Genomic DNA, 24,488 nt, shown 5'->3' on the forward strand with positions numbered 1-24,488 from the left:
GGTGACCCGAAAACACCATGCCCACAGGCGCATTCACAACTTGCACGGACCGGCGACCCTGCCCGTTGTCACCGAAATTGGGGACAGCCGGATTTCGGACAGTCTCCATGGCCGCGGGCCGAAGGATCAGATGGTGGGTGGGGCGACTCGGGTGTAGGTCGCTGCTGTGCTGATGCCGCCTGGGGTGGTGACGGTGACATTGGCAGGTCCGCCAGCTCCCGCAGGGGCGATAGCGACGATCTGGCTGTTGGAGACGACGGTGAACGCCGCGGGTGTGGTGCCGAATAGCACTGTGGTGGTCTGGGCGAGGTTGGTGCCGGTGATGGTGACGGTGTTGCCGCCGGTGGTAGGTCCTTGGTTCGGGCTCAGTCCCGTGATGGTAGGTGCCATCAAGTAGGTATAGGGGACTGCGTTGCTGACTCCACCCGGTGTGGTGGCGGTAATCTGCACGGTGCCTGTCCCGGCGGGTGCTGTGGCGGTGATCTGGGTGGCCGAGACCACGGTGAACGACGTTGCGGCGGTGGTACCGAACATCACCGTTGTGGCAGCGGTGAGATTCATGCCGGTCAGGGTGACGGTGTTCGCGCCCGCGAGCGGACCCGAGGTCGGGGCGGCCTCGGCGAGGGCAGGGATGTTGAGGTAGAAGTAGCTGCTGAGCAGGGTGCTGGCGCCGCCCGGGGTGACGACCGTGACACCGACGGCCCCGGCACCCCCTACCGGGACCACTGCCGTGATCCGAGTGGCCGACACCACGGTGAACGACACCGCCGCGGTGGTGCCGAAGGTGACTCTGGTGGCATTGGTGAGATTCGTGCCGGTCAGGGTGACTGCATTTCCGCCCGAGGTGGGTCCCTGGTTCGGACTGACACTGATCAAGGAGGGCACTGGGACGTAGGTGTAGCCGACATCGTTGCTGACCCCACCCGCGGTCGTGACGGTGATCTGCACCGTCCCCGTCCCGGCAGGGGCTGTAGCGGTGATCTGGGTAGCCGAGACCGCGGTGAACGACCCGGCGGCGGTGGTGCCGAAGGTCACTGCCGTGGCACCGGCCAGGTTCGTGCCGGTCAAGGTGACCGTGGTGCCACCGGCCGGCGGGCCTGAATTCGGGCTCACACCGGTCAAAGACGGAACCGGGACGTAGGTGTAGCCGACACCGTTGCTGACCCCACCCGCCGTCGTGACGGTGATCTGCACCGTCCCCGTCCCGGCAGGGGCTGCAGCGGTGATCTGAGTAGCCGAGACCACGGTGAACGACCCGGCGGCGGTGGTGCCGAAGGTGACCGCGGTGGCGCCGGTGAGGTTGGTGCCGGTCAGGGTGACCGTGTTTGCGCCCGAGGTGGGTCCTTGGCCTGGACTCACGCTGGTCAGGGACGGTGTTCCGGAGTAGGTGTAGGCGGCCCCGTTGCTGGTTCCGGCCGAAGTGGTGACGGTGACCTGCACCGTGCCGGTGCCGGCAGGGGCGATGGCGGTGATCTGGGTGGTGGAGGCGATGGTGAATGTGGTTGCGGTGCCGCCGAATCGTACCGTTGCAGGTCCGGTGAACCCGGTACCGGTGATGGTGACGCTGTTACCCCCTGCGGCGGGGCCTGCAGTCGGGGACAAGGAAGTAATGGTCGGGGACATGAACATCTCCTTGGACAGCGTGCCACAACCCGATCTGGTCGGGGGACCGAGCATTCGGCGCAGGGGATGGCGGTGGGACGGGTGCCGGCCCCGGGCAGAAAGACGGGAGCTTGTCTACCCGAGGACGGCGTGGGGTCATCGGATGGCCGCTGATTTACGACCCGGACGACGTCAGATCCCAGGTGCGGCGACGTAGGTGAAGGCGCCGGTATCGGTCACGCTGCCCCCGCTGGTCGTAACCACGACATCGGCGGCGCCAGCGGTTCCCGCTGGGGTGACCGCGGAGATCTCGGTATCGGAGATGACCGAGAATGGCGCCGTGGCACCACCAACTGTGACCGATTGTGTGGTTGTGAGATTGGTGCCGGTGATGGTCACTGCGGTACCGCCGGAAGTCGGACCAGAAGTCGGGGACACCGAGGTGACGGTAGGTGCATCGACATAGGTGTACGACAGGCCGTTGTTGGTTCCGCCCGCAGTGATGACACTGACGCCCACCGACCCGGCCGCCGTGCCTGCGGGTACGACCACGGTCAATGTGGTGTCGTTGACCACTGTCGGGGCAGCAGAGTTGGCGCCGAAGCTCACCGAAGTGGCGGTCGACAGACCGGTTCCGGCGATAGTCACCGTGTTACCGCCCGCGGTCACACCGGAGACCGGAGACAGGGTGGCCTTGAACGGTGCTCCGACGTAGAAGAATGACAAGGGACTGCTGGTCCCTCCCGGAGTGGCCACGGTCACACCGACCGCGCCGGCCCCCGACGGAGATGTCACCGTGACTGATGTGGCCGTGTTGGCGGTGATCGTGGCCAACTTGGAACCAAAATGCACCGCGGTGGCGCCGCTGAGATTCGTGCCGGTGATGGTGACGGTGGTCCCGCCTCCGGTCGACCCCTGATTCGGTGAAATAGGCATGGCAAAGCCTCCTGCTCGAATGCTCTATCCGGGTGATGATGCCGGATTGCGTTGGCGGCCCGCCCTTTCCATTAGTGACCTCGAACCGGTTGCCTGACAACGTCTTTGCTGGTTCGGTTCTGTTCGTTTTCCGGATCGCTTTCTGCCGCAGGGAAGAGGTTGGCTCGACAGTCGGTGTCGCGGCGCCGCGGTTGGGGCAACCGCCCGAACGCAAGATCATGATGCTCGAACCTGGGTGCTGTGGTTGGTTTTCAGCGGTGCTGGCTAACCGGCCCTAACGATGTGCAGCACCGGTGCCGCGGTAGAGGTGGGTCTGTTCGGCCAGCGGGCTGGTGCCGAGGCCGTAGCCGCCGGTAATGTCAGCAAGTTTCCAGATGTCGGCGATCGCATCGGAAACCTATGCGGCCCAGCACTATCCAAATACGGTTCTGGTGGTGTCGACAACTGACCAGTTGCGTAAGTGGTTGTGGGCCATGGCCCGGAGTCTCCACCTACCTCGACACGCGCGGGAATCTGAGACGGACGATAACGGACGACAGATGCATTGCCGGGCAGCCCATCTCGGAGCACTACTGGAAGTAGCGAGCCACAACCCAACCTTGGCAACCACGCGTTAGCAGAAGAAACGATCAGCGCAAGAGTAAAGGGAGACCACCATGCCTCTTATCACGCCCTGTCCCCCACTGGGATTGTCGAAAGCCCTGTCCCCGTGGCACAAACCCCTCGCGGTCCATAATCCCGGCAAGATCGCGATGGATCTGGCGATCTCGGTCGCGGTCGGTGGTGACTGTGCCGGGGATATCTCGGTGATGCGGGCAGAACCAGGTGTGTTCGCTGACCTCGGATCCGACAGTGTCGCGGCCGATCACCACGCTGGCCGCTGATGCGCCGAAAGCATTGGCCGCCATCGCTTCTGCTCGTGTCCAGGCGCGGGTGCGTGCGTGGAAGCCAGCCGCCGGTGACGCCCCCGATCACGACATCGACGCCAACAATCGGCTGGTGTGAACCGCCCCGGTGAGTCCGGAGACCTGACAACCGACGAGCTCGACAGACATCTGGGTTGAGCCCGCGCCAGCCGGTCGCTCAGCCCGCGGCGACCGGTTCGGTGGTAGCCGAAGGCACACCCGCCGCGTCGATCTCCACCCGGCGGTAGGTGTCCGGCTCGACGATGACGATCGTGGCGGCGCAGCCGCGGCCCGGCGGCAGGACCCGGACCGTTACACGGCCCTGAGTCACCGAATCCAGGTACGACACAGCGGTTTCCACGATCGCGGCACGCAACTCGCGGTCCTCGGGGCCCGGTCCGGCGTCATCGAGCAGGGTCAGCCGCACGCCCCGGGTGCGGGCCGCGCGCGCGGCGCGAACCAGTGCCGGATCGGCCAGGCCGGGCGCGCGCAGCCGATCGCGCAATTCGGCCTCGAGCAAACGACATTCGCGCACCTGCTGCGGACTCAGCGTGTTACCCGCGGCCAGGTATTCGAGCATCGGGCGGGCGGTGCGCGACAGATAGGCCATCTGACTGCGGCGTTCGCGGCTCTGTGCCGCCGCGCGGGCCTCCGCTCCGGCATGCCGGGCGATATCCGCGCGGGCCCCGTGATAGGAGCGCAGCATGGGCCGCATGTAGAGGGTGAACGCGGCCGCGGCCAGGACGGTCGCCCCGGCGACGGCCGTGCCGTTCAGCGCGGCCCCCTGCGAACCGCCCCCGAGTTCGTAGGCGACGCCGGCCGCGAGCAGCGCGACGCAGGTCGCCGCGACCCGGCCCCGAATCGCAAGCAGCGCAAGCACATACGAGTAGGCGACGATGACCCAGACGGCGTGGTGCGCCGCGCGCGGGCCCAGGTTGACGATGAACGCGGCCAGCGGACCCACCGCGACCACCGACCAGGTCGCCGCCGCGGGCAGCGGGTCGTCCCGGGGTATCAGCACCACCGCACCGGCCGCGGCGACCAGGCCGAAGCCGCTGTAGGCCACGACGGGATCACCGCCGCGCACATACCCGAGCAGCAGCATGCCCACCGCCCAGCACAACAGCGCCATCATCACGACTCCGGACAGGCCCCGCACGCCGATCAGCGCGGGCGGGCGGGGCTCTCGCGGATCGGTGTGGGTCCATCGCAGCGTCACCGTCGTCCCGCCGCCAGGCGACGACTCGATCTCCGCTTTTCCGCCTCGCAGGCACCGCATTCGCCACAGAATGCTCTGGCGAACGCCCAGCCGTTCCACGCTCACCCGCTCGACATCGAATCCGGCTCCGTTGTCGATGATTCGCACGACAATCCCGCCTTCGTCCACCGCGATCCGCACCACCCGGGCGACCGCGCGTCCGTCGGGCGCGGCATGCCGCAGGCTGTTGCGCGCCGCCTCACCCAGCGCACCGGCCAGCGCGGTGGTCACCTCGCGCGGTATACGCAGCGCGCGGGCCCGGTTCGCGAGGTCGATCGTCACGGATATGCCGTGCTCCGCCGCCTCCGCGCGCAGCACCTCGATCGCCTCCCGCACTCCGTCGGTGTCCTCGACGCGGTGTTCATGGGGGCTGGTGTCGAGCTGGCGCAGGGTACGCCGGGCCGAGCGCCGCAACCGCTCGGCACTGCCGTCGCGGGCGGCATCGAGCAGGGTGGCCAGGACGTTGTCGTGGATCAGCCCGGCGAACCGGGTGCGTTCCCGGTCGGTGGCCTCGGCGCCCGCGGCCACGGTCGCCTGCCGCACCACTATCGCGGTCACAGCGTCCAACTCGATCGCCGCGGCCAGCAGACGCGCCGCGGTCCAGGTCAAGAACCCCTGCACACCCCAGGTACGCACGAGATCCTCGGCGACGGCGTGGATTCCGGTGCCGCCGGACACGTATGCGTCGATGACGGCGGCGATCACCCCCGACACCAGCAGATAGACCGGCCACCACCGCCGCCAGGCCAGTACGCCCGCCACCGCGGTCGCCGCCACCAGCGGTGGAATCCAGGTGCCGGACGGACCGAAACAGCTGTAGCGCCCGGCGATCGGCAACGTCAACAGCGCGGCGAGCATCACGATCGCGAGCCAGCCCGCGAGCAGGCCGACTGCCCGGCCCCCGACCGTCAGCGACGCCGCGACCAGCCCGGTTCCGGTGATCAGCAGCCCAGCCACCACTGCCGGGGTCCACCACGCCTGCACCATCCGGTCCTGGGCGATTATCACCTGCGTATGGGTCACCACCCACAGCACCACACCCACCCCTGCGGCGAATCCGAGCGCCCGCCGCGCCCGCGCCTCGGCCTGTCCCCCGCGAACCATCTCGCCCCGAACCAGGAGATCCCGAACAGCAGCACCCCACTGCCTCGGATTCCATCCCACGCCCCCATCATCGCCCATGCGCCTGCGTTCGCGCATCGGTCAACCCGTCCGGACCCATGCCCCCTGCTCGGCGAGAACTCCATCCGAGGGATCCCCGGCCCCTGTATTTCGGCATCGCACCTCGGTGGAGTCCGGACGCCGACACAACATATCATCCGCGTGAGACAAATCGTCGGCGACGGCGATTCCGGCCGTCCCACGAACACGAATTAATGTGTCGCACAGAGATATTGTGCCGGAGGTGCCGACTCTCACCGCCCCGGCAACAATCGTGGCGGGGACACCGGGAATCCGCTGTGCCGGGCGCAGCGCACTGCCACCGACGGCGACCAGGCCGAGTTCGACCTCCGGGATGCCGAAAGTCGAATCCTGCGCGGTATTTCCGCCGTGGTCGGAGAACGGCTACTCGGCCCGGAAAACTCGGCCACGCGGGTTTGCGTGAATTCCTCTGCAGGAGCCGACAACCCGGGGCGGAATAAAGATCCATCGACGTATCACGTATCGGCTGGATTACAACGCTCCCACCACATGCAGGTGAATGCCGGCAACGTGTGCAGGTGAACATCGACGTCGCCTGTTTTCCGAAGATGTTGGAACCAGCGAATTTCGACACCACGTCGGGGGTTGTGTTGCAAGGATCTGTGCTGCCGACAAGGGCGCAGAGGAGTTGGACGTGTCGTCGCGTCGGTCGAAGGTGAAGCTGTATGCCGCTATCCGGCGTTGCGGCCGGGCGGGGATGTCGAGCCGTGTTGCGCCGGGCCGGTTCGCGCCGGACGCCCGGAACCGGCTCCGCGACGACACATCTTGCGCCGCACAGGACCTCTGCTCGCGGTGACGTCCAGCCCGAGGCGGCGAGACCCCGACCGTCCCGCCGCTCGCGAACCTCGCCCAGACCGGTATGCGGGCGGCGATTCCGATGACCGGATCGCAATCAGGGAGTATCCGACGGCCCACGCTCCGGGCGGGACGATTCCGAGTTCCGTACGAACAGAGTTGAAATATGCGGCGCCGCACAGCTTTACAACATCAGCCGAATCCACTCCGGAAGCCTCTCGGCGACACCAGGTTCGGGCTCAGTGCCGATGATCCTCGACCGGTGTGGTCGCGTAACGCGCCATCACCTCGACGACGTTCTCCGGGGTCATCGGCTCGCCCGCTTCGATCATGGCGCGCAGGTCGCGGAAGTACTGCACGTACAGGTCGGGGGTGAAGGTGTTCAGCATGACCGCGGGTTCGTCGAAGGGGTTGGCGAAGGTGTGCGGTGCGCCGGGCGGGACCATGACCAGGGTGCGCGCGGGCACATCGTGGTCGGTGGCGCCGACGGTGAAGCGCACGGTTCCCGAGACGACGTAGAACCCTTCGTCGTGGCGGGCATGGCGATGCTGCGGTGGCCCCTGGGTGTGCGGGGCGACCTCGATCTCGGCGACCCCGAGCCGGTGGCCGGTGGCGCTGCCGTCTTCCAGAATTCGCAGCACGACCGGGCCGGTCAGTGCGACCTCGGCGTTCTCCTGTCCGGTGATCAGTACCTCTGTCATGACCTCTGCCTACTTTCCGTCGGCGAAAGCCGCGAGGGCCGTCACCAGCTGATCGGGGGTTTCCAGCTGCGGCAGATGCCCGGTCTCGGGCAGCAGTTCGTATCGGGCGCCGGGAATGGCAGCGGCGAAGGCCCGGCCGACCTCCGGCGGCGCGATCCGATCGCTCACGCCGCTGAGCACCAGAACCGGGACCTCGACCCCGGACAGCCGCCCGGTCAGGGACGGATCGGCCATCCGCTCGCCGCCGTAGACCTGCAGCGCAACGCGATTCGCGGCCATCGCCTCGAGTTGCCGCGGGCTGAAGGTGGACGGATCCATCCGGAAGGCGTCGGGCCGGTAGTAGCTGTAGTCGGCGATCTCGTCCAGCCCCAGACCGAAGAAGTCCACGGGGGTCACCCCGGGCACCTCGAGCCCGACCGCGCAGACCAGAACCGCGGCGGCGATCCGGTCGCTGCCCTGGGCGGCCATCTCCGCGGTGATCCAGCCGCCGATCGAATTGCCGATCACGGTCACCTCGTTCAGCCCGAGTTCGTCGAGCAGAGCGCGGTAGACCTTGGCCAGGTCGGCGATCGTGGCCAGCGCCTCGGGCCGGGGCGTACCGCCGAAGCCGGGGTGCACCGGGGTCAGCACCCGCACCGATCGAGCCAGTGCGTAGCGCTCGGCGAACTCCTGCACCGACTGCGGGCCCGCCCCGCCGTGCAGCAGCAGATGAACCGGGCCCGAACCGGTTTCGGTCACAGTGACAGGTACCGGTCCGATGCCGGGAACCCGAATGCCGTACTCGGCCATGGCGACTCCTTCTTCGTGAGAGTGGACTCTCATCAACGTAGACCCGCCACCACCGTTATGCAAGTCAACTCTCATGAAGAGAGTATGCTCTCGGCATAGACCGATTACGGAGGTGAGCGAGGTGGCCCGACAGGCCGAGTCCACATCGACCGCGACACGCGGCGGCCGCACGAACCAGAAGGAGCGCACCCGGCGCGCGATCCTCGACTCGGCGCGCACCCTCATCGACGCCGGCGGCGAGGTGACCATGCCCGAGGTCGCCCGGACCGCACGGGTCTCCGAGGCCACCGCCTACCGCTACTTCCCCGACCTGGCCACCCTGCTACGCGAGGCGATGCACGAATCCTGGCCGGGCGCGGAGCAGATCATGGCGCCGGTCGCCCAGGTCACCGATCCGGCCGAACGGGTGGCCCACGCGACGGAATACCTGTTGCGGCACGTATACACCCACGCCCCGGCGGTGCGCGCGACGATGGCCGCGGCCATCGTCCGGCCGGCCGAAATCCTGCGCCCCGCCTACCGTCTCGGGCTCATCGAAGCCGTCCTCGCCCCCCTGACGAACCTCACTCCTGAGACGCTGACGCAAATGCGTCAGGACCTCGCCGTGGTGATGAGTGCCGAGGCATTCTTCACACTCACCGATCTGTGCGGAATGTCTTCCGAAGAAGCGATCGCAAGCGTAGTATCTACGGCCCGCAGCATCACAATGGCCCGATTGCGTTGACGCACAGCCGATTCGAGGACCAAAGTCCCTGTTCACGAACCTTTACCCGCGCGTAGCGTCCGGGCGCGGCCGACCCGCTCGCGCACGGATGTCCACACCTCTGAACACCGGATCCGAACTCCGCCTCGACACCTGGCGAAATTCGCTTGCTGACAGGATGCCAATCCCTCGACCGGTCCTGAAGACCGTTCACCGCATCGGCCCTCGACTATGCGATTCGAACCACCCCACGTCGACCCTGCCGATAGCCTGCCGATAGCCAATGTCCGGAATGCGGCCTTGGCCGTGCTCGGATAGCTTGTCGGCCAACACAACTCAACGCGACGGCCTACAGTCGGATCGGATGCCCAACGGCATTCGCAAAGATGCGTCCGGGCCCTCACTTGGCTAGTTTCGGACTGAACCACCACCCGCTCGTGGTGCGGTTCCCGAAACATCCCTGATGGAGGAGCACCGTGCGCATCCTGCTGGTCGCCAGCGCATTCAACAGTCTTACCCAGCGCGTTCACACCGAACTGCGGGGAAGACATGACATCGGGGTCGAACTGGCCCTCAGCGACGATCTGCTGCGAGCGCGCGTGGAATCCTTCCGGCCCGATCTGATCCTGGCCCCGATGCTCACCACCGCGATCCCGGAGGACGTCTGGACCCGGTACCCGGTGCTGATCGTGCATCCCGGACCGATGGGCGACCGCGGCCCGTCCTCCCTGGACTGGGCCATCTCCGAGGGCGTCACCGAATGGGGCGTGACCGTCCTGCAGGCCGTCGCCGAAATGGACGCGGGCCCGATCTGGGCGAGCGTCCCGTTCCCCGTCGCCGACTGCGGAAAGAGCGAGCTGTACCGCAACGAGGCCGCCGACGCCGCCGTTTGCGCGGTACTGCTGGCCGTGGAACGTTTCGCCGGCGACTACGAGCCCGAACCACTGGACTATTCGCGATCCGACGTGCGCGGACAGCTGCGCCCGTACCACTCGCAGCAGTTCCGCCGAATCGACTGGTCGACCGAGAGCACCGCGGCGATCCTGCGCAAGCTGCGCGCCGCCGACTCCCAGCCCGGCGTCGTGGACGAGCTGTTCGGACGCGAGTACTTCGTGCACGGCGGCCACCACGAGGACCGGCTGCGTGGCGAGCCCGGCTCGGTCATCGCCACCCGCGACGGCGCGATCTGCCGCGCGACCGTCGATGGGGCGGTGTGGATTCCGCAGCTGCGTCCACGCCGCGTCCCCGGCGGCCCGGCCACCTTCAAACGCCCCGCCGCCGACGTGCTGGCCGCCGAACTGACCGACGTCCCCGAGGCGCCGATCACCCCGGCCGAGGCCGCCGAGCGCGACACCTGGTCCGAACTGCGTTATCGCGAGGAGGCCGGTGTCGGCTACCTCGAATTCGCTTTCGCCGGAGGCGCGATGGACACCCGGCAGTGCCGCCGGCTGCTCGACGCCTACCGCCACGCCTCCCGCCGCCCGGTGGACGTCCTGGTCCTCGGCCCGGCCCGGGACTTCTTCTCCAACGGCATCCACCTCAACGTCATCGAGGCCGCGGCCGATCCGGCGCAGGAGTCCTGGCGCAACATCACGGCCATGGACGACCTGGTCGAGGCCATCCTGACCACGACCGACAAACTGGTCATCTCCGCACTGACCGGCAACGCCGCGGCCGGCGGAGTGATGCTGGCCCTGGCCGCCGACGAGGTCTGGTGCCGCGAGTCGGTGGTGCTCAATCCGCACTACCGGCTGATGGGGCTGTACGGCTCGGAGTACTGGACCTATTCACTACCGCGTCGCGTCGGTGCCGCCGAGGCCGCCCGCCTCACCAGCACTCCGCTGCCGGTCGGTGCGCGCGAGGCGGTGACCCTGGGCCTGGCCGACCGCGCGATCCCGGGCACCGCCGACGACTTCTGGACCTGGGCGCGGCAGGAGGCCACCACCCTGGCTGCCGCACCGGAGCTGGCCGAGCGTTTGCTGGCCAAGAAACAACGCCGCGCGGCCGACGAGGCCGCCAAACCCCTTGCCGCATATCGGGAAGAGGAGTTGACACAGATGCACCGCAATTTCTTCGCCCCGAACGAGTCCTACCACGAGCTGCGGCAGAACTTCGTCTACAACGTCCGCCCGATGGTCACACCGGCGTACCTACTCGGGTAAACGATCAGCTTCACATCCCCGTCGAGTTGAACTATGGTCCCCGAGATCGCTTGTTCAGGAAGTTTGGAAGTGTCACGTGCTAGAACTCGACTACTTCAGCTACGGCTGGGTGACCCCGGCTTTGGCGTACGTCATGTCCGTCATCGGCTCGGTGCTCGGACTGCGATGCGCCTTCCACGCCCGTGAATCGAAACGTCCCGGCGGCTGGCTGGTGGCCGCGGCGATCTCGCTCGGCGGCGCCGGCATCTGGGTCATGCATTTCACCGCCATGCTGGGCTTTTCCATTCACGGGGCGAGCATCCGATACAACTTGCCGCTGACACTTCTCAGCGCGGTCGTCGCGATCGTGGTGGTGTGGGTCGGACTGTCGCTGGTCGTACGCTGGCGGCGCGAGGCCCTCGCACTGCCGATCGGCGGCGCGGTCACCGGACTCGGTGTCGCGGGCATGCACTACATGGGCATGTTCGCGATGCGGGCGGACGTCGCGATGCACTACAACTTCTCGGTGGTGCTGTTGTCGGTGGTCATCGCGGTCGTCGCCGCGACCGCGGCGCTGTGGTTCATGCTGCATGTGCAGGGTCTGTCGGCCACGTTCGGCGCGGCCATGATCATGGGGCTGGCCGTATGCGGTATGCACTACACCGGAATGGCCTCGATGTCCGCGGACCGGCTCACCGGTCACGATATGGCGATGGGCGGCAGCGGCGTGGATCCGGTGCAGCTGCTCACGCCCCTGATCATGACCGTCACGCTGGTGACCATGATGCTGGTCGTGCTGGTCGGCGTCGCCGAACTGGACGAGCGCGGCAGCGCGGAGGCGGAGGCCGCCCTCGCGACCCCGGCCGCCGCGAAATCCCGTGTGCTGACCACCGATCCGGCCGCCCTGCCCAGCAGCGGCCGCTCCTGGCCGCGGGCCGCACCGAGCGACGACTGAGCGGGTCCGGGGCCCGCGAAGTTGCCGACCGGGCACAGACCCACGACAGTGGACCCGGTACCGCGGCGCGATCCGCCGCGGCCGGGGCCCATCCCGGACCCCACGGACGCGAAGGAGTTGGACCGTGCGCTTCGGTATCTTCATCCCCCAGGGCTGGCGGCTCGATCTGGTCGGCATCGAACCCGCGGCACAGTGGACGGTGATGCGAGATCTGGCCCGCCGGGCCGACGCCAACGACGACTGGGAGTCGCTGTGGGTGTTCGACCACTTTCACACCGTGCCGGTGCCGACCACCGAGGCGACCCACGAGGCGTGGACGCTGATGTCGGCGTTCGCGGCGAGCACCGAACGCATCCGGCTCGGCCAGATGTGTACCGCGATGAGCTACCGCAACCCGGCCTATTTGGCCAAGGTCGCGGCCACGGTGGACATCATCTCCGGCGGCCGGGTCGAAATGGGCATCGGCGCGGGATGGTACGAACACGAGTGGCGCGCATACGGATACGGCTTCCCCACCGCCGGTGAGCGCCTGGCCCGGCTGGACGAGGGCGTGCAGATCTTCCGGCAGGCGTGGAGCACCGGCGAGGCCACGCTCGACGGTAAGCACTATCAGGTCGACGGCGCGATCGTGCGGCCACTTCCGTTGCAGGAGGGCGGAATTCCGCTCTGGATCGCCGGCGGCGGGGAGAAGGTGACGCTGCGGATCGCCGCGAAGTACGCGCAGTACACCAATTTCAGCGGCGAGGATTTCGCGCGCAAATCCGAACTGCTGCGCGGCCACTGCGCCGAGGTCGGCACCGATTTCGACGCGATCGTGCGTAGCGCCAACACCACCGTGGTCACCGGCGCGACCGAGGCCGAGATCCAAGACCGCCTCACCACACTGCACACGCGCCTGGCGCCGGTCCTGGGCAAGGAAGCGGCCGACAGCTGGATCGACAGGGCCATCACCCACGGCACGCCCGACCAGATCACCGAAAAGCTCAGCGCGCTGCGGGATCTGGGCCTGGGATACGCGATCGTCAACTTCCCCGAAGCCGCGTACGACACCTCCGGTGTCGAACTGTTCGAACGCGAGGTCATCCCGGCCCTGCGTTGATCGGCGCGAAATCGCCTGTGCGGCAAGGTGGTTACCCGTGGCATTCGCCACGAGCGGCCACCTTCCGACCGCTTCAGCGGTTGTAGATCAAACCCTCGGCGGTCGTGAGCAATTCGGCCAGTTCCGCACCCTGCCCTTCGTCCAGGACCGCGAACGCGGGGGCGATCAACTCGTCGGTCAGCGCCTCCGCCGCCTCCCACCGCTGCCGCAACTCGGGGGTGATCTCCTGGTACGGCTCCGGCCAGCCGAACTCGCGTGCCTGATCGACGCCGCTGTTGCGCGGCGAGCCGCCGATGAGTACCGCCTGCTGCGGGGTCAGCCCACTGGCCCGCACGGCCAGAAGGTGCAGCCCGCCCCGCAACTCGCGCAGTACCTGGATCAGTTGCATCGCGCGGGCCGGATCATCGGTCGCGAGCGGCAGCGCTCGCCAGCCCGCGAACAGTGCCGCACCCGCCGGATCGGCTGCCGCGGCCACGGGAGCCAGCAGTTCGGCCAGCCGTCCGGCACGGTCGAATCCGCCCAGTTTGCGCCGCCCGAAATCCTGACAGACCCCCAGATAGCCGGCCGCCGCCTTCTCCGCGGGGATATCCAGCGACTCCCATGCCGCGCGAATGGTCTCGGCCGGGAAGAAGCCGAACGCGGAGGTCACCACGTCGGCGTCGACATCGCCGAGGACCCCGCCGCGCCCGCGCGTATACGGACCGAGGAACGCCGTGGCTCCGGCCGCGGCACCGAACGCCTTGGCCTCGCGGGAGAACATGAATCCCGCTCCGATCGTCTGAATCTGTACCTTGACCGCCGAGGCTGTGGACACAGCGCGTCCCCTTCCGTTGTCGAACGTCTTGTCCCGGAGCGTATCTCACTATTGTCAGCTAATGCCAGACCGGCGGCCGGAAATGCGGTGCGGACTTTCCCCCCGACCTGTCCGCCCACCTGCCCGCGGACCCCGGACCGCGGCGCTCGGCACCCATCGAACCGATCGAGGTCGACCTGCACGAGCGCGGGTACTACCCGGGACTCGTGCCCGCCGGGCGCCCTCTCCCGCCGAGGCCACCCGCCCGCACCGCCTGTCGACGCAGCCGCATCTACCTCGGCGGCGCGGCCTCGGTGCGCGCCTGACCTGCCCTGTGCCGCTGCCGATTCGGTGGCGCGGGACCGCTGAACCTCGCTCGCCCACGGTCGTTCGCCACCCGATGATCAAGATCGGCTAACCTCGAGGCGGTGCTAGGACATTCACATGCGACCAGCGGCGCTCTCGCGTGGGCCGGAGCCGCTGCCGCGCTGCCGCTTTCGATTCTGACCTTCCCGGCGATCCAGGCCGGGCACATCGGCACCGTCGATCTGGTGATGGGCACCTTCCTCACCGCGGGGGCGGCACTGCTGCCCGACGCCGATCATCCCAGCGGCACCATTTCCCATGTGCTCGGCCCGATTTCGCATATGGCCTGCAAGGTGATCTCCGAGGTCTCCGGCGGGCACCGGCACGCCACCCACTCGTTCGCCTTCGTCATCGCCGTCACCGCCGGCACCTGGGCCGGTGAGCACTGGCTGCGCCGCTGGTTCACCCTCGGCCTGGTGTTCTTCCTGCTGGCACTCGCGGTCCGGGCGCTGAATCTCTGCCCGTCCGGCCACGGGTTCCGGTCCTACAGCACGATCATCATCCTGGCCGCGGCCGGCACCTTCGCGATGGACCAGTGGATCGCCGACAAACCGTCCTGGCTCCCGTTCGCCGTCGGCCTGGGCTCGCTGGCCCACCTCGCCGGCGATTGCCTCACCGACCGAGGCTGCCGCCTGTTCTGGCCATTCACCCTCCGCACCTGCGTACCGATCGTCGACCGCACCGGCAACAAGGTCGAAACGTGGATCCTGTCACCACTTTTCGTCGCCGGCACCTGCGCGCTGCTGTGGTACACCATCGTCCACCATCCCTAGCAGCGTCATCGCATCGTGGTCCGGGCTGCCCGGCGCGGCCTGGAACACCACGAAGCGCTGCCCGTCGGGTGCGGTCAGGATTTCGGAGGTCAGGGCCAACCGGCCCACCCCGCGATGCCGGAAGACCCGCGTCGCACCGCGTTTGGTGCGCACGTCGTAGTGCGCCCACAGATGCGCGAATTCGGCGCTCTCGAAACATAATCCGCTCACCACAGCATGCAGCGACGGTGAATCCGGTTCGCGCCCTTGCACCGTGCGCAGATGCGCCACACAATCGCCGGTCATCGCGTCCCGGTCCTCGAAGACCCACCGCGCGGCGGGGTGCGTGAACACGTATCGCACCAGATTCCGTTCCGCCGCGGCGAAATCCGCCAAACCCTCGAGCAACCGCAACGCCTCCGGATTCGTCGCGAGCACGTTACTCGCCTGATCCAGAATCAGCCCCGGCGTCGGCCGCACCGATTCCAGCAGCAGCAGCATCCCCGGCCGCGGCGCCTGCCGGGGCACATCCCGAATCGCCCGCCGCACCGCCACCGCCCGAGCCAGGTCGTACAGGTGCATCCGCTCGTCTTCGTCGAGCCGCAATCCCCTCGCGAGCGCATCCAGTACCGCCGGACTCGGATTCGTATCCCTTCCCTGCTCCAACCTGGTGTAATAGTCCACGCTCAATCCGGCAAGCGTCGCAACTTCTTCCCGTCGCAACCCCGGCGTCTGCCGCCGCCCCACGCCCGCCGACAGCCCGGCCTGCTCAGGCCGCAACCGCCCCCGCCGCGCTCGCAGAAAGTCCCCCAGCACCCGGCGTCCGCTCATCCGACCAGTCTGCCTCGTCGTCCGGGTCCCAGGGTGGCCCCACCAGGGCCAGGCCGCGATCACCCCATCCTCGACGCGCCGGACGAGTCCTGGCGGCGACGGACCGCACCAGCGACCGGACCGAACGGACCACGTCCAGGTGGCCCTGCCGGGACCAGGCCCCGCACGGTCTCCCGCGACGACGGCGCGAATCGCAGAGTCGTTGTCATGACCGATATTTCGCACACACTCGTCATCGGCGGCAGCTCCGGTATGGGGTTGGCGTTGACCCGCAGGCTGCTCGCCGAGGGGCAGGCGGTGACCATCGCCGGACGGTCCCGGGATCGGCTGGCCGCGGTCTCCGCCGAACTCGCCGCCGACCGGCTGCGCACCGTCCAGGCGGACATAACCCGTGAAAATTCGGTCCGAGATCTGTTCGGCCCGTGGCTGGTCGAGCACACCGGACGGCTGGATCACGTCGTCGTCACCGCCGCCGACATGTCCACCGGATACGGACCGCTGGCCCAACTGCCGCTCGCCGACGCCCGAACCGTCGTCGAGGCCAAAGTGCTCGGCCCGTGGCTCGTCGCCAAGTACGCCGCGCCACTGCTCACCGAAACCCTCACCGTCACTTCGGGAATCGCCGCCTACCGCCCGGCCGTCGGCGGTACCGTCGTGGCCACCGTGAACGCCGCACTGGAGGGACTCGTCCGCGCCCTGGCCCTCGAACTGGCGCCGATCCGCGTCAACGCCGTCTCCCCCGGCTGGGTCGACACCCCCATCTGGAACAGCTTCGCCGCCGACACCAAGCACGAACGCCTCTCCGCCATGGCCGCACGACTGCCCGCGGGCCGGATCGGCCACCCCGACGATATCGCCGACGCATTCCGCGCCATCATGAACAACCGCTTCATGACCGGAACCGTCCTGCACGTCGAGGGCGGCCACCGCTTGATCTGACAAGTCCATACTCGGCGGCCGTCGCCCGCACGTTCCGATCGCCACCATCGATGACCGGCCTGTCTCCGAAGTGGCCTGCCACGGCCAGGCCCGCTCCGTCTCCCCGCCGAGCAGTGCCCGAATGCCGCCGCGTTCCCGCGACGCCCTTCCGGATCTGCGGCGCACGACCCGCGAGCTCACCCGACGTGCGATCGGCCGCGACATATCCGCCGGGCGTCGTCGCCGGCTGGGCTAGTCTCGGCTCGTGAGCGATCGTGAGGAACTCGATTGGCAACTGTTCGGCACCGCGAGCCGGGAGCTCGCCGAGATGGTTGCCCGGGACGGTTTCGAACCCGATCTGATTCTGTCCATCGCGCGCGGCGGGCTGTTCGTGGCCGGGGCGCTGGGGTATGCGCTGGATGTGAAGAATCTGCACGTCATGAACGTGGAATTCTATACCGGAGTGGATCAGCGGCTGGATATGCCGGTGATGTTGCCGCCGGTGCCGTCGGCGGTGGATCTGGCGGGTGCGCGGGTGCTGGTGGCCGATGACGTCGCCGACACCGGAGCAACCCTTCGGCTGGTGCGCGATTTCTGCGCCGACAAGGTGGCCGAGGTGCGCTGCGCGGTCATCTATCAGAAGCCGCGCTCGGAGGTCTCGTGTGAGTACGTGTGGCGGCACACCGACCGCTGGATCAACTTTCCGTGGTCGGTGCTGCCACCGGTAGTGGCCCGCGCACCGCGCGTCGTCGAGGCGTGAGAAATCCTGGGGCCGCCCGAAGCGGCCCCAGGACGCGTTCCGCGAACCTAGACCACCCGGGCAGAGGTGATGGTGATCGGCTCGACCGGGACGTCGCGATGCCCGGCCTTGGACGTGGTCGTCACGCTCTCGATCGCGTCGACCACCTCCGCCCCCTTGCTCACCTTGCCGAATACGGCGTAGCCGAAGCCATCCTGGCCCGGGTAGTTCAGGAAGTCGTTGCCCGCGGTGTTGATGAAGAACTGTGCGCTGGCCGAATGCGGGTCGGAGGTACGCGCCATGGCGACGGTGTACTTGTCGTTGCGCAGTCCGTTGTTCGCTTCGTTCTCCACCTTGTTCGGTGCGGGCTTCTGACTCATATCGGCGGTCAGTCCACCGCCTTGAACCATGAACCCGGGGATCACCCGGTGGAAGATCGTGCCGTCGTAGTGGCCCGACTCGACGTAGTCCACAAAGTTCGTGACCGTCTTGGGAGCCTTGGTCTCATCGAGTTCCAGGGCGATGTCCCCTGCTGAGGTTTTCAACAACACTGTGGTCATCGGAACATCGTGCAACGCCTCTCGTCGAAACGCGCTCCGCCACGCTCACTCCTGGTACAGCTCGAGCGGCAGACCACCGGGATCGGCGAAGAATACGAAGGGCTTCCCGGTGTATTCGTCCACCCGGATCTCCTCGGTGCGCACTCCCCTGCCCCGCAGCTCCCGCACCGCGGCCGCCACATCGGGAACGGCGAAGGCCAGGTGCCGCAGCCCGCACGCCTCCGGATGCGAAAGCCGGGCGGGCGGGTCGGGAAAGGAGAACAGCTCGATCTGCGATCCGTCCGGCAGCGCCAGGTCCAGCTTGTGCGAATCCCGCTCGGCCCGATAGTTCTCCGCCACCACCCGCAAACCCAGCACCTGCGTATAGAACGTCTTCGACACACCGTAGTCCGAGACGATGATCGCGGCGTGGTGGATTCGTTGCAGTTCCATGCCGCCGACGCTAACCGAGTCCTCCCACCGATGGCATCGGCCGCCCCCAGTACAGGCCCGCCACGTACTATCTGGCTTATGACCAGCGCCCCGACCGAGGAACAGCGGCTGCGGGACCTCGCCCGACTTCGCCGGGTGCGCGACCGGATCGACCGGGAGTACGCACAACCGCTCGACGTCGAGGCACTCGCCCGCGACGCGCACATGTCGGCCGGGCATCTGAGCCGCCAATTCCGGCTCGCCTACGGGGAGTCGCCGTACTCCTACCTGATGACCAGGCGAATCGAGCGCGCGATGGCGCTGCTGCGCCGGGGCGATCTCAGCGTCACGGAGGTCTGCTTCGCGGTCGGCTGCTCGTCACTGGGCACGTTCAGCACCAGATTCAGCGAACTGGTCGGGGTCTCCCCCAGCGTCTACCGACGCGAACAGGCCGACGCCACCGCGGGCATGCCCTCGTGTGTGGCGAAACAGGTGACCAGACCGATCAGGAATCGAGAAGCTTCGGTAACCGACTCGCAATTAGCCTGATCGTCATGGATATCACCATTCACTCGAGTTTCCTGCCGCAGAACGATCCGGATGCCGCCTTGGCCTTCTACCGTGACGCGCTCGGCTTCGAACTTCGCAACGACGTCGGTTACAACGGGATGCGCTGGCTGACCGTCGGTCCCGCCGACCAGCCGGGTGTCAACGTCGTGCTGTACCCGCCGCAGGCCAGTCCGGGGATCACCGATGAGGAGCGGCGCACCATCACCGAGATGATGTCCAAGGGCACCTACGGCAGCATCCTGATGGCAACCAAGGATCTGGACGGCAGCTTCGAACGCGTCAGCGCCACCGGCGCGGAGGTCGTCCAGGAACCGACCGAACAGCCGTACGGCGTGCGCGACTGCGCCTTCCGCGACCCCGCGGGCAATATGGTCCGAATCCAGGAACTGCGCTGATTCCTTCCGCGCCAGCCCATATCGATTCCGGGCCGTTATGGTCCGAATCCAGGAACTGCGCTGATTCCTTCCGCGCCAGCCCATATCGATTCCGGGCCGTTATGGTCCGAATCCAAGAACAGCGCTGATTCCTTCCGCGCCAGCCCATATCGATTCCGGGCCGTGAGGACGGCCGTGCAGACAGATGGAGACATGATGACCGAGGCCGCGAGAACGACTGCGCGACCGGAGCAACCGCCCGCACCGCACGCCGCCGACAGCCACGAGGTGATCCGCGTGCTCGGCGCTCGCGTGAACAATCTGCGAGACATCAGCGTCGAACTGCCCAAGCGCAGGCTGACGGTCTTCACCGGCGTCTCCGGTTCGGGAAAGAGTTCGCTGGTCTTCGGCACGATCGCGGCGGAGTCGCAGCGCCTGATCAACGAGACCTACAGCGCCTTCGTCCAGGGATTCATGCCGACGCTGGCCCGGCCCGACGTCGACGTTCTCGAGGGACTGACGACCGCGATCAGTGTCGATCAGCAGCGCATGGGTTCGGATCCGCGCTCGACCGTCGGAACGGCCACCGACGCCAACGCCATGTTGCGGATCCTGTTCAGCCGCCTGGGCACCCCGCATATCGGTTCACCCCAGGCCTTTTCGTTCAACGTCGCCTCGATCAGCGGCGCGGGCGCGGTCACCGTGGAACGCTCCGGCCGGACGACCAGGGAGCGGCGCAGTTTCAGCATCACCGGCGGCATGTGCCCGCGCTGCGAAGGCCGCGGCTCGGTCAACGACATCGACCTCACCCAGCTGTACGACGCGACCAAATCGCTGCGCGAGGGTCCGTTCACCATCCCGGGCTACAGCATGGACGGCTGGTTCGGGCGAATCTTCATCGGCTCCGGCTTCTTCGATCCGGACAAGCCGATCCAGAAATACACCAAACGCGAGTTGAACGATCTGCTCTACAAGGAGCCGACCAAGATCAAGGTCGAAGGCATCAACCTCACCTACGAAGGTCTGATCCCGAAGATACAGAAGTCGATGTTGTCCAAGGATGTCGATGCGCTGCAACCGCATGTGCGCACCTTCGTCGAGCGAGCGGTCACCTTCACCATCTGTCCCGAATGCGACGGCACCCGGCTCAGCGAGGCGGCCCGTTCGTCGAAGATCGACGGAATCAGCATCGCGGACGCGTGCGCGATGCAGATCAGCGACCTCGCCGAATGGGTGCGCGGCCTGGACGAGCCCTCGGTCGCCCCGCTGCTGGAATCGCTGCGCGAGACCCTGGACTCCTTCGTGGAGATCGGTCTGGGATATCTGAGCCTGAATCGCCCCTCGAGTACCTTGTCCGGTGGAGAAGCACAGCGCACCAAGATGATTCGTCACCTGGGCTCCTCGCTCACCGATATCACCTACGTCTTCGACGAGCCCACCATCGGCCTGCACCCGCACGATATCGAGCGAATGAATTCGCTGCTGCTGCGCTTGCGGGACAAGGGCAACACCGTGCTCGTGGTCGAGCACAAACCCGAAGCCATCGCGATCGCCGATCACATCGTCGACCTCGGACCGGGAGCGGGCTCCGACGGCGGAACGATCTGCTTCCAGGGCACCCTCGATGAACTGCGGGCCAGCGACACCATCACCGGTCGCCATCTGGACGACCGCGCGGCGGTCAAACGGTCCGTGCGCAAACCCGCTGGGACCCTGGAGATTCGCGGTGCGACCGCCAACAACCTGCGCAAAGTGGATGTCGACATTCCGCTCGGCGTACTGGTCGTGGTCACCGGCGTCGCCGGATCGGGTAAGAGTTCGCTGGTGCACGGGTCGATTCCGGCGGGCGCGGGCGTGGTCTCGGTCGATCAGGGCGCGATCCGCGGTTCGCGGCGCAGCAATCCCGCGACCTACACCGGATTGCTCGAACCGATCCGCAAGGCGTTCGCGAGGGCCAACGGCGTGAAACCCGCACTGTTCAGCGCGAATTCGGAGGGTGCGTGCCCCGCCTGCAACGGCGCGGGCGTCATCTACACCGACCTGGCGATGATGGCCGGAGTCGCGACCACCTGCGAGGAATGCGAGGGCAAGCGGTATCAGGCCGCGGTGCTGGACTATCACCTCGGCGGTCGCGATATCAGCGAGGTGCTCGCGATGTCGGTCGCGCAGGCCGGGGAATTCTTCGGCGAGGGTGAGGCGCGCCTTCCCGCGGCCCAGAAGATTCTGCGGCACCTGGCCGATGTCGGGCTCGGCTATCTGCGCCTTGGTCAGCCGTTGACCACGCTGTCCGGCGGTGAGCGTCAGCGGCTCAAGCTGGCCACCCACATGGGCGACAAGGGCGGAATCTACGTCCTGGACGAGCCGACCACCGGGCTGCACCTGGCCGATGTGGAACAGTTGCTCGCGCTGCTGGATCGGCTGGTCGATGCCGGGAAATCGGTCATCGTGGTCGAACATCACCAGGCGGTCATGGCGCATGCCGACTGGATCGTCGACCTGGGACCGGGCGCGGGACACGACGGCGGCACCATCGTCTTCGAGGGCACGCCCGCCGATCTCGTGGCCGCCCGATCCACCCTCACCGGCGAGCATCTGGCCGCCTACGTCGGGAGCTGACCCCGCGGCGGCCGCCGCATCCGGCGGCCGCCGCGACACCAGGATGTGACAGCGCGTGCCGGACGGCTGCGCTCGGGCTATTGTGGCGACGTGTCGTTGATGCAGACCGCACTGGATCGAGTGCCGGATCGCTACCTCGCCCATCTTCACCAGCACCAGGAGCTGATGAAGTTCGCCGTGGTGGGAGCGATCACGTGGTTCATCGATACCGGAATGGTCTACTCGCTGAAACTGACCGTCCTGCAGGACAAGCCACTCACCGCGCGGGCGATCGGCGTCCTCATCGCGACCATCGCCTCCTACATTCTCAATCGCGAGTGGTCGTTCAGCACCCGCGGCGGGCGGCAGCGCGCGCACGAGGCGGCACTGTTCTTCGGCGTCAGCGCGCTGGCGGTGGTAGTGACCCTGATCCCGCAGGCGATCGCGCTGTACATCTTCGACATCCACGTGCCGCACGTGGGCCCGACGACACAGGCGCTGTCGAATTTCATCACCGGGCAGATCCTCGGCGTGCTGTTGGCCATGGCGTTCCGGTATTGGGCCCTGCGCCGGTTCGTATTTCCCGATGATTTGACTCGGGCCGCGCTGGAAACACTGTGACGTAGCGGCCGCGCCGACGGTGTCCCGTGTGCTTGAAACGCGCCGCGAACTGCGTCAAGATGCCTCCCGAGGGGGCACGTCCAGGGAGGTGAGCGGCATTCTCCACCACGGCCGACCCGGCACGAATTCGGAGTCGACTCGATGGCACGGTAAAAAGTATGTGGCATTGGGCAGTTCGTTCGCCTCGGGCCCCGCGATCGCACCGCGCGAGTCCGGGGCCCCGCGTCTGGCGGGCCGCTCGCGCAACAACTACGCGCACCTCGTGGCCGATGCCGCCCGGTTGCAGCTCACCGACGTCACCAGCAGCGGCGCCACCTGCGAGCACATCCTGCACGAGCAACAGTACGGTCAGCCGCCGCAGATCCGCGCGGTCGATGCCGGTACCGACCTGGTCACGCTGACCATCGGCGGGAACGATATCGGGCTCACCCAGTACCGCGTCGCGCACCGATTACCCCTGCCGTTGCGGCTGATACCCCCGATCGCGCGCCTGGGCGACGAGACCGCCGTCAATCACCGGCTGCACACCATCGAACAGAGTCTGACCGAGGTGCTGAACACGATCTCCCAGCGCGCACCGCGGGCGCGGGTTCTGGTCGTGAACTATCTGTCCCTACTCGGTCCGGTCTCCGACGAGGATCGCCCGGTCGATCGCAATTATCACCAATTCGCCGAATCCCTTGCCGCGCATACCGCCTCGGCCGCCGCCCGCGCCGGGGCGGAATTGATCGATGCCCGCACTCCCAGCCTGGACCACCCGCCCGGCAGCGCCGGTGCGTGGACGTCCGACGGTTACATTCCCCTTCCGGGGCGGCAGTATCCGGGTGCGCCCTTCCATCCCACAGCCGCGGGCATGGCGGGGGTGGCGGACCTCATCCTCGATCGGCTGGCGACGCTGCCGCCGATCGAACCGCAGACCTCCGCGGAGGCCTGAGCGCCGGTCGTTACGATGTCCCGGTGCGATCACCCACCGACCCCAGCGCGCAGTTGCGCGGTGCGTGCGTCGGTGCGGCATCGGGCGCGGTGAGTATCGGCGCACATGCGCTCGGCGGCGGACCGGTAGCCCTCACCTCGGCATCGGTGGTCCTGCTCGTCGCGGTCTGCACGCTCATCGGTGCCGTGGCAGCCGCGATGCGCCCGGGGCCGGCACGACTGCTGCCGATGCTCGCCGTCGGGCAGGCGGTCGGGCACGTGGCGTTGGCGATTTCGCCGGAGCACTGCCACGGCCGGCTACTCACCCTGCCGATGCTGGCCGCCCACGGGCTCGCGGTTCCCGTGGGCACACTGCTGATCCGCGGCGCGGAAGCGGCGCTGCGCCGGTTGTACGCGTGCGTGCTGCGTGTACTCGTCGCGCTGATCGCGACCGTCCTCGCACCGCAGTCACCTTCGCCCCGCACACCGGCCGCGGCGCCGATCGCGCCGCGGCGGTTGTTGATCAGCTCGGGCATCGGACGGCGAGGGCCGCCGAGGTGTGCGTTCATCGATACTTTCCACCGTCCGGCGGATTTCGCCGTCGTCTCCTGACCGGTGTCGGTCCGCACGACGATCGCGGTCCCGCGAACGTCCGCGCCTGCCCTGACGGCATCGTCGACTCGGCACCGATGATGCACGGCGGCAAGCGGGTTCGTCATCCGCCCGTCCGTGCGCATCGCCGGGTCCGGTCCTGGGCGCGCTTCCAACCCCGCCGCGGCGCGCGCTGGTATGCGTCTCGGGCAACCCACGACGGGCAGTTCGGCGCGTCCGGATACGCGCGAGGTCGGCGACCCGCGCTCGGGCACGCCTCGACGCGCGTCGAGCCGCGTCCCGGGTGCACACCGGTCGATACCTCGCGCGGCCCGGACGCCGGACGGTGGCTCTGAAACCATCACCCA

General features: G+C 67.6%; 22 protein-coding genes and 1 pseudogene. 14 read left to right on the top strand and 9 right to left on the bottom strand.

Going from position 1 to position 24,488, the window contains the following annotated elements:
- Positions 1 to 126: 126 nt before the first annotated feature.
- Together NV1_RS24495 and NV1_RS24500 are read right to left on the bottom strand one after the other, a co-directional pair.
- Positions 127 to 1,623, bottom strand: coding sequence for a beta strand repeat-containing protein (locus NV1_RS24495; protein WP_169813393.1), 1,497 nt, complete (start codon positions 1,621 to 1,623; stop codon positions 127 to 129).
- A gap of 171 nt (positions 1,624 to 1,794) precedes the next feature.
- Positions 1,795 to 2,538, bottom strand: coding sequence for an IPT/TIG domain-containing protein (locus tag NV1_RS24500; RefSeq protein WP_067895731.1), 744 nt, complete (start codon positions 2,536 to 2,538; stop codon positions 1,795 to 1,797).
- A gap of 686 nt (positions 2,539 to 3,224) precedes the next feature.
- On the opposite strand from NV1_RS24500, the pseudogene NV1_RS45895 reads away from it, so the two are divergent.
- A pseudogene (locus tag NV1_RS45895) lies at positions 3,225 to 3,540 on the top strand (IS1380 family transposase); the annotation flags it as partial.
- Between the two features lie 81 nt (positions 3,541 to 3,621).
- Here NV1_RS45895 and NV1_RS42405 read toward each other — a convergent pair.
- From NV1_RS42405 to NV1_RS24520, 3 genes are all read right to left on the bottom strand, one after another.
- Positions 3,622 to 5,865, bottom strand: a complete 2,244-nt coding sequence (locus NV1_RS42405) for a DUF8320 family protein (RefSeq protein WP_157117332.1) — start codon at positions 5,863 to 5,865, stop codon at positions 3,622 to 3,624.
- Between the two features lie 1,073 nt (positions 5,866 to 6,938).
- On the bottom strand, positions 6,939 to 7,400 hold the full coding sequence (locus NV1_RS24515; protein WP_067895737.1) for a cupin domain-containing protein: 462 nt from the start codon (positions 7,398 to 7,400) through the stop codon (positions 6,939 to 6,941).
- A gap of 9 nt (positions 7,401 to 7,409) precedes the next feature.
- On the bottom strand, positions 7,410 to 8,189 hold the full coding sequence (locus tag NV1_RS24520) for an alpha/beta fold hydrolase (RefSeq protein ID WP_067895740.1): 780 nt from the start codon (positions 8,187 to 8,189) through the stop codon (positions 7,410 to 7,412).
- A 121-nt stretch (positions 8,190 to 8,310) separates the two neighbouring features.
- On the opposite strand from NV1_RS24520, the gene NV1_RS24525 reads away from it, so the two are divergent.
- The 4 genes from NV1_RS24525 (at position 8,311) to NV1_RS24540 (ending at position 13,087) form a co-directional block, all read left to right on the top strand.
- Entirely contained in the window at positions 8,311 to 8,913 is a 603-nt protein-coding gene (locus NV1_RS24525) for a TetR/AcrR family transcriptional regulator (RefSeq protein WP_067896048.1), read from the top strand.
- A 455-nt stretch (positions 8,914 to 9,368) separates the two neighbouring features.
- Positions 9,369 to 11,054: a hydrogenase maturation protein gene (locus NV1_RS24530; RefSeq protein ID WP_067895743.1), complete on the top strand. Its 1,686-nt coding sequence runs from the start codon at positions 9,369 to 9,371 to the stop codon at positions 11,052 to 11,054.
- 76 nt (positions 11,055 to 11,130) lie between these two features.
- Positions 11,131 to 11,988 carry an MHYT domain-containing protein gene (locus NV1_RS24535; protein WP_245713897.1) on the top strand — a complete coding sequence of 286 codons (858 nt, stop codon included), beginning with the start codon at positions 11,131 to 11,133 and terminating at the stop codon, positions 11,986 to 11,988.
- Between the two features lie 124 nt (positions 11,989 to 12,112).
- Entirely contained in the window at positions 12,113 to 13,087 is a 975-nt protein-coding gene (locus tag NV1_RS24540; RefSeq protein WP_067895746.1) for an LLM class F420-dependent oxidoreductase, read from the top strand.
- Between the two features lie 73 nt (positions 13,088 to 13,160).
- On the opposite strand, the gene NV1_RS24545 is transcribed toward NV1_RS24540, so the two are convergent.
- Complete coding sequence (locus NV1_RS24545; protein WP_067895749.1) at positions 13,161 to 13,901, bottom strand: SCO6745 family protein; 741 nt, start codon at positions 13,899 to 13,901, stop codon at positions 13,161 to 13,163.
- 407 nt (positions 13,902 to 14,308) lie between these two features.
- Between NV1_RS24545 and NV1_RS24550 the strand changes: the two genes are divergently transcribed.
- Positions 14,309 to 15,019: a metal-dependent hydrolase gene (locus NV1_RS24550; RefSeq protein WP_067895752.1), complete on the top strand. Its 711-nt coding sequence runs from the start codon at positions 14,309 to 14,311 to the stop codon at positions 15,017 to 15,019.
- On the opposite strand, the gene NV1_RS24555 is transcribed toward NV1_RS24550, so the two are convergent.
- On the bottom strand, positions 14,957 to 15,829 hold the full coding sequence (locus NV1_RS24555) for a helix-turn-helix transcriptional regulator (protein ID WP_067895755.1): 873 nt from the start codon (positions 15,827 to 15,829) through the stop codon (positions 14,957 to 14,959). The genes NV1_RS24550 and NV1_RS24555 overlap by 63 nt on opposite strands.
- Before the next feature lie 207 nt (positions 15,830 to 16,036).
- Here NV1_RS24555 and NV1_RS24560 point away from each other — a divergent pair, with 207 nt between their 5' ends.
- Together NV1_RS24560 and NV1_RS24565 are read left to right on the top strand one after the other, a co-directional pair.
- Complete coding sequence (locus NV1_RS24560) at positions 16,037 to 16,768, top strand: SDR family oxidoreductase (RefSeq protein WP_067895758.1); 732 nt, start codon at positions 16,037 to 16,039, stop codon at positions 16,766 to 16,768.
- A gap of 244 nt (positions 16,769 to 17,012) precedes the next feature.
- Positions 17,013 to 17,507, top strand: coding sequence for a phosphoribosyltransferase (locus tag NV1_RS24565; RefSeq protein WP_067895761.1), 495 nt, complete (start codon positions 17,013 to 17,015; stop codon positions 17,505 to 17,507).
- Between the two features lie 47 nt (positions 17,508 to 17,554).
- Here NV1_RS24565 and NV1_RS24570 read toward each other — a convergent pair whose 3' ends face one another.
- Both NV1_RS24570 and gloA2 read right to left on the bottom strand, forming a co-directional pair.
- A complete protein-coding gene (locus tag NV1_RS24570) occupies positions 17,555 to 18,046 on the bottom strand; it encodes a peptidylprolyl isomerase (protein WP_067895764.1) in 492 nt (163 codons plus the stop codon).
- 45 nt (positions 18,047 to 18,091) lie between these two features.
- On the bottom strand, positions 18,092 to 18,478 hold the full coding sequence (gene gloA2 / locus NV1_RS24575; protein ID WP_067895767.1) for an SMU1112c/YaeR family gloxylase I-like metalloprotein: 387 nt from the start codon (positions 18,476 to 18,478) through the stop codon (positions 18,092 to 18,094).
- A gap of 78 nt (positions 18,479 to 18,556) precedes the next feature.
- Between gloA2 and NV1_RS24580 the strand changes: the two genes are divergently transcribed.
- From NV1_RS24580 to NV1_RS24605, 6 genes are all read left to right on the top strand, one after another.
- Positions 18,557 to 19,006, top strand: a complete 450-nt coding sequence (locus tag NV1_RS24580) for a helix-turn-helix transcriptional regulator (protein ID WP_067895772.1) — start codon at positions 18,557 to 18,559, stop codon at positions 19,004 to 19,006.
- A 5-nt stretch (positions 19,007 to 19,011) separates the two neighbouring features.
- Positions 19,012 to 19,422 (top strand): VOC family protein, encoded by a 411-nt coding sequence (locus NV1_RS24585; RefSeq protein ID WP_067895775.1) that lies wholly within the window; start codon positions 19,012 to 19,014, stop codon positions 19,420 to 19,422.
- A 195-nt stretch (positions 19,423 to 19,617) separates the two neighbouring features.
- Entirely contained in the window at positions 19,618 to 22,017 is a 2,400-nt protein-coding gene (locus NV1_RS24590) for an ATP-binding cassette domain-containing protein (protein ID WP_067896055.1), read from the top strand.
- Between the two features lie 99 nt (positions 22,018 to 22,116).
- Positions 22,117 to 22,617 carry a GtrA family protein gene (locus NV1_RS24595; protein WP_084525746.1) on the top strand — a complete coding sequence of 167 codons (501 nt, stop codon included), beginning with the start codon at positions 22,117 to 22,119 and terminating at the stop codon, positions 22,615 to 22,617.
- Between the two features lie 160 nt (positions 22,618 to 22,777).
- On the top strand, positions 22,778 to 23,551 hold the full coding sequence (locus tag NV1_RS24600) for an SGNH/GDSL hydrolase family protein (protein ID WP_067895783.1): 774 nt from the start codon (positions 22,778 to 22,780) through the stop codon (positions 23,549 to 23,551).
- A 23-nt stretch (positions 23,552 to 23,574) separates the two neighbouring features.
- Positions 23,575 to 24,141, top strand: coding sequence for a hypothetical protein (locus NV1_RS24605; RefSeq protein ID WP_067895786.1), 567 nt, complete (start codon positions 23,575 to 23,577; stop codon positions 24,139 to 24,141).
- The last annotated feature ends 347 nt before the right edge of the window (positions 24,142 to 24,488 follow it).

This window comes from Nocardia vaccinii NBRC 15922 (assembly GCF_001613305.1).
Taxonomy (GTDB): domain Bacteria; phylum Actinomycetota; class Actinomycetes; order Mycobacteriales; family Mycobacteriaceae; genus Nocardia; species Nocardia vaccinii.

Bases quoted from the DNA above. Each gene is read 5' to 3' on its own strand.
- NV1_RS24585 (WP_067895775.1), top strand. From the start codon at position 19,012: ATGGATATCACCATTCACTCGAGTTTCCTGCCGCAGAACGATCCGGAT.
- NV1_RS24560 (WP_067895758.1), top strand. From the start codon at position 16,037: ATGACCGATATTTCGCACACACTCGTCATCGGCGGCAGCTCCGGTATG.
- NV1_RS24595 (WP_084525746.1), top strand. From the start codon at position 22,117: ATGCAGACCGCACTGGATCGAGTGCCGGATCGCTACCTCGCCCATCTT.
- NV1_RS24570 (WP_067895764.1), bottom strand. From the start codon at position 18,046: ATGACCACAGTGTTGTTGAAAACCTCAGCAGGGGACATCGCCCTGGAA.
- NV1_RS24495 (WP_169813393.1), bottom strand. From the start codon at position 1,623: ATGTCCCCGACCATTACTTCCTTGTCCCCGACTGCAGGCCCCGCCGCA.
- gloA2 (WP_067895767.1), bottom strand. From the start codon at position 18,478: ATGGAACTGCAACGAATCCACCACGCCGCGATCATCGTCTCGGACTAC.
- NV1_RS24515 (WP_067895737.1), bottom strand. From the start codon at position 7,400: ATGACAGAGGTACTGATCACCGGACAGGAGAACGCCGAGGTCGCACTG.
- NV1_RS24555 (WP_067895755.1), bottom strand. From the start codon at position 15,829: ATGAGCGGACGCCGGGTGCTGGGGGACTTTCTGCGAGCGCGGCGGGGG.
- NV1_RS24500 (WP_067895731.1), bottom strand. From the start codon at position 2,538: ATGCCTATTTCACCGAATCAGGGGTCGACCGGAGGCGGGACCACCGTC.
- NV1_RS24590 (WP_067896055.1), top strand. From the start codon at position 19,618: ATGACCGAGGCCGCGAGAACGACTGCGCGACCGGAGCAACCGCCCGCA.
- NV1_RS24520 (WP_067895740.1), bottom strand. From the start codon at position 8,189: ATGGCCGAGTACGGCATTCGGGTTCCCGGCATCGGACCGGTACCTGTC.
- NV1_RS24580 (WP_067895772.1), top strand. From the start codon at position 18,557: ATGACCAGCGCCCCGACCGAGGAACAGCGGCTGCGGGACCTCGCCCGA.